The organism is Streptomyces sp. NPDC085460 (assembly GCF_044541975.1).
In the GTDB taxonomy this organism is placed as follows: domain Bacteria; phylum Actinomycetota; class Actinomycetes; order Streptomycetales; family Streptomycetaceae; genus Streptomyces.
Genome location: NZ_JBITTO010000007.1, coordinates 56,195 through 69,056, shown reverse-complemented (window position 1 = coordinate 69,056; position 12,862 = coordinate 56,195). Strand labels below are relative to the sequence as shown.

Here is a 12,862-nt window from a genome sequence, read left to right as displayed (position 1 = left end):
CTGTTCGGGATCGGCTCGGGTCCGGTTCGGGTTTGGTTCGGGGCCGGTTCGGGTTCTGTACGGCTCCGTTCGGGGGGCTGCTCGGACCTGATTCGGGGGCGGCTCCGGGACTGCTCGGGCCGGGTGCGGGCCGGGTGCGGGCTTGGTGTGGCCCCGGCTCCGGCGGGAGTTACGGTGATCCCATGCGATTCGGGGTGCTGGGGGAGACGGCCGTGTGGACCGAGGACGGGCGGCCCGTCCGGGTCCCCGAACTCAAGGTGCGTGCCCTGCTCGCCTCGCTCCTCGTCGACACGGGCCGCCCGGTCGCCACCCACCGCCTCGTCGACGACCTGTGGGGCGAGGAGCCGCCGGGCCGTCCGCTGCGCGCCCTCCAGGCCAAGGTCTCCCAGCTGCGACGCGTCCTGGAGGAGGCCGAACCGGGCGGCCGCGCCCTGCTGGCCTCGCGCGCGCCCGGCTATCAACTGGTCCTCCCCGAAGGCGCCTTGGACGCGGAGCGGTTCGCCGCGCTCGCCACCCGAGCCCGCGCCGTACCCGAACCGGAGCGCCGCGCCGCGCTGTTCGCCGAGGCGCTCGGCGTGTGGCGCGGACCCGCGTTCGCGGACTTCGCGGACGAGCCGTTCACCCGCGCGGCCGCCCACCGGCTGGAGGAGGAGCGGCTCGTCGTGCGCGAGGAGGCGGCGGAGGCGCGTCTCGCCGCAGGCGAACACGCCATGCTGGTAGGCGAGTTGGCGGAGCTCGTCGCGACCCACCCGCTGCGCGAGCGGCTCCGCGCCGTGCAACTGCGCGCCCTCTACCGCTCGGGCCGGCAGAGCGAGGCCCTGGCGGGATACGAGGAGCTGCGCGCCCGACTCGCCGAGGACCTGGGCCTCGACCCGAGCCCGGAACTGGCCGGCCTCCAACGGGCGATGCTGCGCCAGGACCCGGCCCTGGCAGCGGACGTACGAGAGCCGGACGCGCAACCGGCTTCGGGAGCCCCGACGTCGGAAGCCGCGGCGCAGGCCGCTCGGGAGACCGGCCGGGTCGGCACCGGACAGGCGGGCACCGACCTGCCCGCTGCCGGTCGGGCCGCTACCGGCGGGGCCGATGCCGAACTGCCTGCAACTGACCCGCGCGCAATTGGCCGGGCCGCTACCGGCGAGGCGGATCCCGACCTGTCCGCCACCGACCTGCCCGCCCCCGGCGCAGCCGATGCCGACAGCCCAGCCGATGCCGCCGGCCGGGCCGGCCCGCGTGGCAATCTGCCCACGGCCATCAGTGGGCTCGTCGGGCGGGACGCGGCCGTCGAGGAGGTCGGCGCGCTGCTCGCCGGCCGCCGGCTCGTCACGCTCACCGGGCCCGGAGGCGTCGGCAAGACGCGCCTGGCCGTTCAGGCCGCCGGCCGGGCGCGGGAGCTGTTCCCCGACGGCGTCTGGCTGGTCGAGCTCGCCGGCGCGCACGGCGAGCTGGCCGAGGTCGTCGCCGCCGCCCTCCGGCTGCGCGACGACGGAGCCTGGGGCGTACGGCCCGAGACGGGACGGACGCCGAGCGGCGCCGAGCGACTGGCCGACGTCCTGCGCGACAAGCGGATGCTGCTCCTCCTCGACAACTGCGAGCACGTCATCGACGAGGCCGCCGCGCTGGCGGAGCTGCTCCTGCGCACCGCCGCCGACCTCGTGGTGCTGACGACGAGCCAGGAGCCCCTGGCACTCGCCGGGGAGACGCTGTGGCCGGTTCCCCCGCTCGACCTCCCCGGCGCCGTCGAGCTGTTCGTGGCCCGGGCGGCCGACTCCGCGCCCGGATTCGTCCCGGACGACGCCCAGCGGGCCGCCGTCGAGGACATCTGCCGGCGCCTCGACGGCGTACCGCTCGCCCTGGAACTGGCCGCCACCCGGGTGCGCGCGCTCGGCGTCCACCGGCTGCGCGAGCGGCTCGACGACCGGTTCCGGCTGCTCAGCGCCGGACAGCGGGGCGCCCCAGCCCGGCAGCAGACGCTCCGCGCGGTGATCGACTGGAGCTGGGAGCTGTTGCCCGCGCCGGAGCGTCTCGTCCTGCGCCGCCTCGCCGTCCACGCCGAGGGCTGCACGCTGGACGCGGCGGAAGAGGTGTGCGGGGGCGGCGAGGTCGCGGCCGCCGACGTACTGGACCTGCTGGCCCGGCTGGTGGACCGTTCCCTGGTCATCGCCGTCGACGGGAAGGACGGACCGCGCTACCGGCTGCTCGAATCCGTCGCCGCGTACTGCGTCGAGCGAATGGCGGAGGCGGGGGAGACCGAGGCCGTGCACGGCCGGCACCTCGCGTACTACACGCGCCTCGCCGAGACCGCCGAGCCGGAGCTCCGCGGCCCCGCGCAGCGGGAGTGGCTGGCCCGCCTCGACGCCGAGTCGCCGAACCTGCGCGCCGCCCTCGACCGCGCGGCGCGGCGCGGCGACGCCGAGCACGCGCTGCGGCTCGTGGACGCGCTGGCCTGGTACTGGGTGCTGCGCGGGCGCCTGGGCGAGGCGGTCCGTTCGACGGCGACGGCGACGGCGCTGGCCACGGCGGGAGCCCCGGCCGACCCGGCACCTGGTGGGGCGGGCGCCCCGGCCGACCCGGTACCTGACGGGGCGGCTGTCTCCTCCGCCCGGGAACCGGTACCCGGTGAGGCAGGCACCTCCTCCGACCCGGTGCCCGGTCCCAGGGCCCTCGCCCGGCTTCAAGCCCGGGTCGCTGTCTGGCGGACCGGGCTCACCGTGATGAGCGGCGACGGCACGGACCGCCACGGACGCATCGCGAGCGCGCTCGCGTCCGTCGACGCGGCCTATGGGGCCGGCACCGCCGGGCGCGCGTGGGCCCGCTGGTTCCTCGCCCACGCGCTCTGCGGCACCGGAAGCCAGAGCGAGGGCGAGGACCTGACGAACGCGGCGCTCGACGGATACATCCGGACCGGGGAGACGTGGGGCGAGGCGGCCGCCCTCGGCGACCGGTCCGTACAGCGGCTGCTCAGGGGCGATCTGGCGGGCGCCGAAGCCGACGCGACCCGCAGCGCCGCGCTCTTCGCGGCGGTCGGCGACGCCTGCGGGGGGCTGTGGTCGGTGTACCCGCTGGCGACCGTGGCGGAGATCCGCGGCGCGTACGAGCGGGCGGACCGGCTGAAGCGTGCCGCGCTGGAGACCGCCGAGGGCTTCGGGCTCACCACCGAGGTGCCCGACCTGCTGTCGGGTCTCGGCCGGACGGCGCTCCTCAGGGGAGAGCTGGGGCAGGCGCGCGTGTACCACCGGGCGGGACGCGACGCGGCCGTCGAGGCCGGCTTCCGGGCGGGTGAGATCAACGCCGTCCTCGGCCTGGGCCTCGGAGCCCGCCGGGAGGGCCTGCTGGACGAGGCCGAGGTCCACCTCCGCGAGGTCCTCGCGTGGCACCGGCTGGTCGGGCTCGACGGCGCCAACGCGCTGATCCTCGCGGAACTGGGCTTCGCGGCGGAGCTGCGGGGCGACGCGCAGGGTGCGCTCAGGCTGCACGAGGAGGGCTACGCGACGGCTCGGGCGAGCGGGGACCCGCGGGCGGTGGCGCTGGGCCTGGAGGGACTGGCGGGCGCCCATGCCCTGGACGGGCGGGGCGAGGAGGCGGCTCTGCTGCTGGGCGCGGCGGGGACGTTGCGGGCGTCGACCGGAGCGCCGCTGCCCCCGGCGGAGAGGGGGGACGTGGAGCGGGCGGAGACGGTCGTGCGCGCGCTGTTGGGGGACGACGCGTACACGGCCGCCCGCGCCCGGGGCGAGCGGCTCGACGCGGAGGAGGTCGTCCGGCAGGTGATCAGCACTTCAGGGCCACCGGCCAGGTGAGCGGGCCCTCGGGACCTCAGCGCCACCGCCCAGCGACCGGGTGAACGGCACTTCAGGGCCACCGCCCAGCCACGACTCGCGCACGACGAGCCCGTGAGCGGGCATGGCCGGACTCGTGCCGCTCGTGCCGGCCCCGCCCACCCCGCCGGCCCCGCCCACCCCGCCTGCCCCGCCCACCCCGCCTGCCCCACCCACCCTGCCTGCCCCACCCACCCTGCCTGCCCCACCCACTCCGCCTGCCCCGGGACCTCGCTGTCCGTGCGACCGTCTATGTTCGGCGGATGACACAGACAGACCTCTCCGCCTTCGAGCGGGAGTGGACGCGGTTCGAGTCCTGGCTCGCCGCGCACTCGCCCGCCGATCACGCCATGCTGCGAAGGCCGGCGGAGCGCGAGCGGCTCGCCGCGCTGGAGTCCCGGCTCGGCTTCGGTCTGCACCCGGAGCTCACGGCCCTGCTGCGGCAGCATGACGGAGCCGGCGAACCCGTGGCCGATCCCGGCTCCGGCCGACGCCTCCCCGCCGGTGCCTTCCTCCCCTCGGGCCACCGCCTGTGCGGGGTGGACGACATCATGACGATGTACGACGTGCTCGTGGACGTCGGCGAGGACAACATCGACGCCGACCTGTGGGAGGACGACGAACTGGCCGTGAACCTGCACCGCTGCGTGCCGTTCGCGCTGCCCAACGACGGCGGGGTGGCCTTCGTCGATCACCGACCCGGACCCTCGTACGGTCACGTGTACGAGATGGGCATCGGGTCCGGGGACCTGGACGGAACCCTGTGGGCCACGAGCCTGACCCAGCTCTTCCGTACCCTGGCCGACGCTGTCGAATCCGACGGTCCGTTCCTCTTCTACCGGCCCGCACCCTACGAGGACGGATCAGGCCACCGCTGCTTGGAGTGGCAGATCCGAACCTGACCTGGACGGCCGTGACTTCGCCCCCGGACGCTACGCTCGCTGGATCGCACAGTGGGTGCGGGGAGACCGGAGGTGCTCGTGGAAGCGATGGTGGCCGAACTTCTCGTCGCGTTGGCCGGCGGTACGGCGGGGGCCGCGGGAGCCCAGGCGTGGACGGCCCTGCGGGAACTGGTGAGGCGCGGCCCGGGGCCGGACACGGAGCGGGCCGGCGCGGTCCCCCTGCCCCCGGGTGTGGCCGAGGCCGACGCCTTGGAGCGGAGCGTCGGGCGCGAGGAGCGGGCCGTCGTCGACGCTCGTGCGCTGCTGGCCGCACTGGAACTGCGGGCCGGGCAGGACGCCGCCTTCCGCGCGGGCCTTGAGGCGTGGTGGCGGTCGGAGGGCCGGGCGGCCGAGGACGAGAGGGCGCGGCGGACCGGCGAGGGCGACGTCCACAACACGATCGAAGGCGGCACGCAGCACAACGTCGTCATGGGCAGGGATTTCCACGGTCCGATGAACTTCCACTGAGGACGCGTGGGTCCGAGGTCGCGCGTGTGCTCCCGTTGCCGAATCCCGGGCCGTGCGCGACCCTCGTGGCTACGATGCCACCGTCCGAGCGGAAGCGACTCATGGGGGGCCGATGACCGAGCGGGGGCCGGCCGGCGGCGAGTTCGGAGACGGCGGTTTCCGCAACGTCTTCAACGGCAACGCCGATATCGTCGTCCAGTTCCGGGACAACTACGGCGACATCCACTTCCACGCCCCGCCGGCCGAGACGCCCGAGGACAGGGCGACACGCGCCCTGGCCGAGGCGGTGTTCCGGCAGTGGCGCGAGGAAGCGAAGGTCTGGGACATCGGAGGCGACCGGCCGTCGTTGGCGGTGCGGTGGAAGCCGCGTCTCCAGTGGGCTCGGCGCGCGGCGCCGAACGACGCGGCCGACGCGCCCCGCGGCGACCAAGTCCCCGACATGGTCGCGGGGTTCCTCGGCCTCCCGCAGCGCCGGCTCGTCATCCTGGGCGGTGCCGGCTCGGGAAAGACCGCGCTGGCCGTCCTGCTCACGCTGGAGCTGCTCAAGCGCAGGCTCACGCCTCCAGGCGGCGGCGAGCCGGTCCGTGCGGTGGGACAGCTGCCGGTTCCGGTCCCGATGTCCATGGCGTCGTGGGATCCGGAACGGGAGACCTTCGACGCGTGGTTCATCCGCAGGCTCGCGGCGGACTACCCGGGCTTACCGCGCCTTTCGGGCCGCCATCCCGCGGCCGAGCTGTGGAAGCGTGCCGGATCGGTGGTGCTGCCGGTGCTGGACGGTCTCGACGAGATGCCGGCCGCGCGCCGGTCCTCGGCGCTGCACGGCCTCAACCGTGCGCTGTACGACGGCAGGCCGCTGATCCTCACCTCGCGGACGGAGGCGTTCGAAGGACCCGCGCGGGACGTCATGCTCAGGTCCACGGCCTGCCTGGAGGCGCAACCGCTCGAAGCCGGCGACGCGGTCACCTACCTGGCCACCAGCACAGCGCCCCACCTGCGACCGCGATGGCAACCGCTGTTCCAGCGGATCCGGGCGACGCCCACCGGACCGGCGGCCTCGGCCCTGTCGACGCCGCTGATGCTGTGGCTGGCCCGGACCGTGTACGCGGACCCGGCCACCGAGCCGGCCGAACTCGCCGACCCGGCGGCCTATCCGACACGGCAGGCCATCGAGGACCACCTGCTCGACCGGTTCGTCCCCGTCGCGTTCGACGGCCGGGTCCCGTCGGACGACCGCTGGGAACCACCGCGCCGCTGGAAGGCCGAGCGGGCGCGGAAGTACGCCGAGACACTGGCCGAGCATCTCGCCAGGGCGGGCACACCGGATCTGGCGTGGTGGCGACTGCACGAGGCCACGCCCTGGGCCCGCGTGGCGGCGGTGCCCCTGCTCGTCGTGGCCGGGTTTCTGGCGCTCCAGGTGTCGATCCTGGCCGGCGGGACCATCTGGGGGATGGCGGGCAGGCCAAGCGCCGTGGGAGGGCTGCTGGCCTCGGCGTCGTTCGGGTTCGGGGTGCTGGTCGGCCTCGGGGCCCAGCTCGCCGGCCGTACCTGGTACACGGAACTCAAGTTCGGCGAGCCCAGGCGCCGCGTCCACCTGCTGCGCCCCGGAGCGGCGCTGCGCTCGGCCGTCAGGGCCACCGACCGGAAGGGCCTGTCAGGCGCGCTGTTCTTCGCGATCCCCGCCTTCGTGGTGGGCGTCTGGTCGGTGACCCGGCCCACGGACGGCCCCCTGGTCTGGCGGATCTGCGGCGGGCTCTGCCCCGTCCTGTGCGTCCTGCTCGCCGTGATGTACGCGGCTCCGACCGACCGCGGCGAGGACGCGACGACGCCGCGGATCCTCCTGCGCAGCGAGCACGCGGCCGTCCTGCTCGGCATCACGGTCATCGGGCCGGTCGCGGGGTTCGGCGTCGGCATCGTGGAGCTGAGCCGCTCGGGCGCCTCCGCGCTGTCCGCCGGTGTCGCCGCGTGGCTCGGCGCGTCCATGATGCTCGTGTGCGTCAGCCCCTGGAGCCGGTGGCTGCTCGGCCGGACGACGCTGGCGCTGACCCGCCGGGCTCCGTGGGGCCTGCCCCGCTATCTGGCCGACGCGCACCGGCAGGGCGTCCTGCGGCAGACCGGCGGCGTCTACCAGTTCCGCAGCGTCCGCCTCCAGGAACGGCTCGCGGAGACCACCCCGCTGGGGGCGAGGCGCAGGGCGCGGCGCTCCGGCCGGGACGCCCTGCCTCCCGAGGCGATCACCCACACCAGCGATGCCGGCATCGCGTTCCGGCTGCGGGTCCGCAGGACCAACGTCGCGCCGCTGAAACGGGGGGTCACCTCGGGAGTCCTCCTCACCCTGGTCTGCTCCATGTGGGGCGGCATGTGGCTCCTGCTCGGTCCCGGACTGATGCTGCTGGGCTTCCTGCTCACCCTGCTCACCCGGATCCTGCCGCCCTACGTCGTCGACCTGCGCCTGAACCGCGACACCCTGGAGTGCCGGTGGCGGGACAAGTACGCCTCCCGCTTCGAGTGGCGGCACGTCGACGAGGTCGCGGTGCACGAGTTCCGGCCCCGCGGCGTCAGCACCGGCCGCCACCTCCTCCAGGTACGCCTGCGGCCGGAGGCCCTGACTCCCGGGGAACGGCGGGCACATGACCCCGGGTGGCGGATCGTCTGCGACCTTGGATCGATGACGTCCCTGCCGCCGCAGGTCGACGCCGCGCTGAAGGAGTACAGCGCCTACGGGCTCCAGCCGGAGAGCTTCGCCCTGTGGGAGCGGCAGTTCGACTCCGACGAGGGCTGGGGCGGCTGAGAACCCTCAGCCGGCCTCCGGCCGCCCCGTGGCGCGGCCCGGGAGGGGCACCGGCCCCTCCGCGTGGTCCCGCTCCGGCAGGTGGCGGGCGAAGAAGCCCCCCACCCGGCGCCGTACCTCCGCGAGGGTCACCGCCGGGTCGCCGGTCCCGATGAGCGCGGCCCGCGCCGCAGCCGTCACGAGACCGGCGGTGTGGAGCCGCGCGACCAGCGGGCCGTAGTCGGTGAACGCCCAGTGGTTCGCGTCGGAGAGCAGCATCCGGCGGCCGGGAAGGCCCGCCCAGGAGGACGTGATACGGGCCGCCCCGTCGAACCCGTCGGTGCGGAACAGCAGCAGCGGCCGCGCGAAGCCGACCGGCGTCGGGTACAGGTCGAGATAGCCCTCCAGGTTCGCCACCGCGCCGACCCGGCGGTCCCGGCAGGCCGCCCGCACCACCGCCGTGCCGCCCGCCGAATGCCCGTACAACCCGATCCGGCGGGCGTCCATGACGGGTGCGAGCGGCAGGTCGCCGAGCCGGTCGAGGACCAGACGGAGGTCCGCTACCCGGGTGTCCACCATCGTGCGGAAGGTCGCCGGGTCCGGCGGTCCGAACAGGACGGTCCGCCGCATCCCGGTCGGCAGTTCCACCTGGGAGGCGTCACCGGGGTGGTCGACGAGGACGACCACGCGGCCGTGGCTCGCCAGGTCCTCGCCGAGGGTCGTGCCGAGCGTGCGGGAGTCGCCGCCGCCGGGCGAGTACACCAGGACCGGCCGCCGCCCGGGCAGGGGCGGCGCGCCCCGGTGGCCATGGGTGAGGACCGCGCCCCAGTCCACCGCCCCGAGCTCCGGAAGTCCCGGGCGGACGTACGGCGCGTACTCGGCGAACACGTCGGCCTCGCGCCGCGTGAGCTGCGGGGCCCGGGGGAAGCCGCGTAGCGATCGGGCCGGGTAGAGGACGGTCAGCATCACCTGCCGTACGCCGCCCACCCACGGGTCGGCACGGTCCGGGTCCGTCAGACAGACCGTCCGCATGCCCACGGGGTACGGGCCGGTCGGCGGCGGCAGCCGGAGGACCGGGCCGCCGCCGGCGGCGGCGGACGCGGCCGTGGGCAGCAGGACGGCGGCACTCCCGCATAGGGTGCCTTTCAGAAAAGCGCGTCGAGACGTCATACGGACATCCTGGGGACGGGGCCGTCCCGGCGCGAAGGTTCAGGCCCTGGCCGAAAGGCTCGCCCCGGACGAGGAGTTGTGCGAGTGCTGCGCGTCCACTTCACCGCGGAGGACTTCGCCCGCGTCCGGTTCGCACCCCGCCCGGCGCCGCTCCAGGAGCTCCACGCCGCTCTGACGACCGCCGTCACCCCGGGCGGCGGGCCGCTGACGGTGCCGTGGCGCGCCCGCGTCCTGCGCTCTCTCCCGCCCGCGAGCGGCCCGCTCGCCGACCTGGTTCCGGCGGGCCGACCGCCGTCCTTCCTCGACGTCCTCGGCGACTCCCTGGCCGACGGCTTCGAGCGGATCCGGGCCACCGGCCCCGGTCTCGTCCGCTCCGAACTGGAGCGGGTGTACGGGGCGGTGCGCGGTGTCCCTCACTGGCTGCGCGGCCTGCACGAGGGCGACGAGACGGCCTGGCGCACCGTGTACCGCGCCCAGCGGGCCGCGTACGAGACGGTCCTCGCCCCGGTCTGGTCCGTCGTACAGGACCTGCACCGCGAGGAGTTCGCCCGTTACGCCCTGACGGCGGCCGAGCACGGCGTGGCCGCCGCGCTGACAGGGCTGGCGCCGGGCGGCCGGCTCCATGAGGGCGTGTGGGAGTGGCCCGGCGCGATCCCCGACCGCGACCTCCGCCTCGACGGGCGCGGCCTGGTCCTGCTGCCGACCTTCCACCACCCGGCGGGTCCCCTTCTCCAGGACACCCCTGGCCGTCCCGCGGTCCTGACGTACCCGGCCGGTCCCGGGCTCCCGCTCGCCGAGGGGCGCCCGGTCGCCCCCGCCGAGAGCCTGGCCGCCGTCCTGGGCCGCACCCGGCTGGACGCCCTGCGCCTCCTCGCCGAGCCGCACACCACGTCGTCCCTGGCCCGCGCCCTCCACGTCAGCGACGCGACGGCCTCGTCCCACGCGGCGGCGCTCAGATCGGCGGGCATGGTGACGACGACCCGCACGGGCCGCTCGGTCACCCACCTGCGCACGGCCCTCGGCACGCTGGTCGCGGGACGGAGCGCCTACGGCCTGTCCGGAGGATCGGGGTCGGACACGCCCTAGCGGTCGTCCTCGGGGTGCGGGCCCGTCGCGTACGGGTTCGGGTCGTCCTCCGCCAGGACGCCGACGAACGGGTCGCCCTCCCCGGCGAAGGTGTACGCGCCGCCCTCGATCCGCTCGATCAGGCCGCGCGTCCACTCCGCGCCCGCGTCGGCGGAGTGCAGCCACATGTTCATGATCTCGCCGATGTGGCCGAGCTGGCCGGGGCCGTCCTCGGGCGTGTAGTACTCGGTGACCGAGGCCCGCCACTCCTCAAGGCCCGCGATCCGGCGCCTCAGCAGCGCGACGGCCTCGTCCCGGGGCAGGTCCACCATGAAGCCGATGCCGGCGGAGAGCACGTCGGCCTTCTGGTCGTGGGAGGTCAGGGCCTCGCGCAGCAGCGTGAAGTACTCCTCCGTGCCCTTGTCGTTGATCTCGTACTCGACCCGGGGCGGGCCGCCGGCGGTGCTCGGCGCGACCTCGTGCGCGAGGAGCAGCCCCTGCTTCGCCATCTGCTTGAGCGCGTGGTAGATCGACCCCGGCTTGGCGTTGGACCACTCGTGGGCCCCCCAGAACTCCAGGTCGTTGCGTACCTGGTAGCCGTGGGCCCGCCCGTGCTGGCGGACGGCGCCGAGGATCAGCAGCCGGATCGCTGACATGCGCGTCTCCTTCCCGTCCCTCGTGGAGGGCTCTCACTCCTGCAACTGTACAAGTTTGACTACCCGAGGTGACCGCCGCCGCCGCACTTGGGTAATCAAGCTTGACTAGTCGGGTCGAGGGGCGTACGGTCTTCTCTAGTCAAGTTTGATCAGTGAGTGCCGGGAGGGTGCGTTGTCTGACCACGATCTGGCGATCGTCGTCGAAGGTCTACGGAAGAAGTACGGGGACAAGCAGGCCCTCGACGGCCTCGACCTCACGGTCCGCGCGGGAACCGTCCAGGGCGTCCTCGGCCCGAACGGCGCCGGCAAGACCACCGCCGTCCGCATCATGTCCACGCTGCTGCGCCCCGACGAGGGACGCGTCGAGGTGGCGGGCACCGACGTACGGACCCGGGCCGCCGAGGTGCGCGCGCGGATCGGGCTGCTGGGCCAGCACGCCGCCGTCGACGAGGAGCTCGGCGGACGCCAGAACCTGGAGATGTTCGGCCGCCTCTACCACCTCGGCGCCCGCCGGGCGGGCGCGCGGGCCGACGAACTCCTGGAGCGGTTCGGGCTCGCGGACACCGGCCGCAAGGCCGTCAAGCAGTACAGCGGCGGCATGCGCCGCCGCCTCGACCTCGCCGCGTCGCTCATCTCCCGGCCGGAGGTGCTCTTCCTGGACGAGCCCACCACCGGGCTCGACCCCCGGGGCCGCACCGAGGTGTGGAACGCGGTGCGGTCGCTGGTCGGCGGCGGCACCACCGTCCTGCTGACCACGCAGTACCTGGAGGAGGCGGACCAGCTCGCCGACCGGATCGCCGTGATCGACCACGGCAAGGTCATCGCGGAGGGCACGGCGGACGAGCTGAAGTCGAAGACCGGCGGCGACCGCGTCGACGTGGTCGTCCGCGACGCCCGCCGGCTGGCGGACGCCGCCGCGCTCCTCCCCGGAGAGGTGACGGTGGACGAGGACCGGCGGCTGGTCAGCGCCGTGGTCGGCGACCGCATGGCCGCGCTCACCGGAACCGTACGGGCGCTGGAGACCGCCGGCATCGAGGCGGAGGACATCGCGGTCCGCAGGCCCACGCTCGACGAGGTCTTCATGCACCTGACGAAGGAGGACGCCGCATGAGCGCCGTGGCGCACAGCGCGGTCACCGCGCACCCCACCCGTTCCCGGCTCGGCTGGGCGGTCGCCGACTCCTGGACGATGACCCGGCGCGAGCTCGCCCACTGGGCGCGCCAGCCCGTGCAGGTGGTCGTCGGCCTGGTCTTCCCGGTCATGATGATGCTGATGTTCGGCTACCTCATCGGCGGTGGCCGGGGCGTCGAGGGCGACTTCACCTCCTACCTGGTCCCCGGCATGCTCACCATGACCATGGCCTTCGGCCTGGAGGCGACGATGACGTCGGTCACCCAGGACCTCGGCAAGGGCGTGATCGACCGGTTCCGCTCGATGCCGATGCACTCCGGCGCGGTCCTGGTCGGCCGGAGCGTCGCCGACATGCTCCAGTCGGCCGTCGGACTGGTCGTGATGATCGCGGTCGGCTACGCGATCGGCTGGCGCTGGAGCGAAGGCCCCGCCGCCTTCCTGGGCGCCGTGGGACTGCTCCTGCTGCTGCGCTTCGCGATGCTGTGGATCGGGATCCACCTGGCGATGGTCGCGGGCAAGCCGGAACTCGTCCAGGCCGTCCAGATCCTCGTCTGGCCGGTCACCTTCCTCTCCAACGCCCTCGCCTCGCCCGCGTCGATGCCGGAGTGGCTGGGCGCGGCCGTGGAATGGAACCCGATGTCGGCCACGGCCACGGCCGTACGCGGCCTGTTCGGCAACCCCGGAGCGGACGGCGACTCCTGGGCCGCCACCCACGCCGAACTCCTCGCGGTGGCCTGGCCCCTGGCCCTCGTCGCGGTCTTCTTCCCGCTGGCGGTGAAGCGCTTCCGCGACCTCAGCCGCTGACGGAGGCGGGCCGGTGAGGGCGGGGAGGGCGGTGTGCCGCCGCCCTCC

Annotated in this window: 9 protein-coding genes; 7 read left to right on the top strand and 2 right to left on the bottom strand. The window is 74.7% G+C overall.

Annotated elements, in window-relative coordinates:
- Positions 1-182 precede the first annotated feature (182 nt).
- From ACIGHB_RS19135 to ACIGHB_RS19120, 4 genes are all read left to right on the top strand, one after another.
- The gene (locus ACIGHB_RS19135) at positions 183-3,794 is read left to right on the top strand and encodes an AfsR/SARP family transcriptional regulator (RefSeq protein ID WP_399914451.1); all 3,612 of its coding nucleotides are present in this window, start codon (positions 183-185) and stop codon (positions 3,792-3,794) included.
- 281 nt (positions 3,795-4,075) lie between these two features.
- Complete coding sequence (locus ACIGHB_RS19130) at positions 4,076-4,714, top strand: SMI1/KNR4 family protein (protein ID WP_399914449.1); 639 nt, start codon at positions 4,076-4,078, stop codon at positions 4,712-4,714.
- A gap of 72 nt (positions 4,715-4,786) precedes the next feature.
- Positions 4,787-5,221, top strand: coding sequence for a hypothetical protein (locus tag ACIGHB_RS19125; protein ID WP_399914447.1), 435 nt, complete (start codon positions 4,787-4,789; stop codon positions 5,219-5,221).
- 112 nt (positions 5,222-5,333) lie between these two features.
- The gene (locus ACIGHB_RS19120) at positions 5,334-8,009 is read left to right on the top strand and encodes an NACHT domain-containing protein (RefSeq protein ID WP_399914445.1); all 2,676 of its coding nucleotides are present in this window, start codon (positions 5,334-5,336) and stop codon (positions 8,007-8,009) included.
- Positions 8,010-8,015: 6 nt separating this feature from the next.
- On the opposite strand, the gene ACIGHB_RS19115 is transcribed toward ACIGHB_RS19120, so the two are convergent.
- On the bottom strand, positions 8,016-9,158 hold the full coding sequence (locus ACIGHB_RS19115; protein ID WP_399914444.1) for an alpha/beta hydrolase family protein: 1,143 nt from the start codon (positions 9,156-9,158) through the stop codon (positions 8,016-8,018).
- 84 nt (positions 9,159-9,242) lie between these two features.
- Between ACIGHB_RS19115 and ACIGHB_RS19110 the strand changes: the two genes are divergently transcribed.
- Positions 9,243-10,244: an ArsR/SmtB family transcription factor gene (locus ACIGHB_RS19110; protein ID WP_399914442.1), complete on the top strand. Its 1,002-nt coding sequence runs from the start codon at positions 9,243-9,245 to the stop codon at positions 10,242-10,244.
- Here the strand turns inward: ACIGHB_RS19110 and ACIGHB_RS19105 are convergent.
- Positions 10,241-10,879: a PadR family transcriptional regulator gene (locus ACIGHB_RS19105; RefSeq protein ID WP_360309720.1), complete on the bottom strand. Its 639-nt coding sequence runs from the start codon at positions 10,877-10,879 to the stop codon at positions 10,241-10,243. The two genes, ACIGHB_RS19110 and ACIGHB_RS19105, sit on opposite strands and share 4 nt — an antisense overlap.
- Before the next feature lie 172 nt (positions 10,880-11,051).
- On the opposite strand from ACIGHB_RS19105, the gene ACIGHB_RS19100 reads away from it, so the two are divergent.
- Positions 11,052-11,990, top strand: a complete 939-nt coding sequence (locus ACIGHB_RS19100; RefSeq protein ID WP_399914440.1) for an ATP-binding cassette domain-containing protein — start codon at positions 11,052-11,054, stop codon at positions 11,988-11,990.
- Positions 11,987-12,814 (top strand): ABC transporter permease, encoded by an 828-nt coding sequence (locus tag ACIGHB_RS19095; RefSeq protein ID WP_399914438.1) that lies wholly within the window; start codon positions 11,987-11,989, stop codon positions 12,812-12,814. The genes ACIGHB_RS19100 and ACIGHB_RS19095 overlap by 4 nt, the downstream gene beginning before the upstream one ends.
- Positions 12,815-12,862 lie beyond the last annotated feature (48 nt).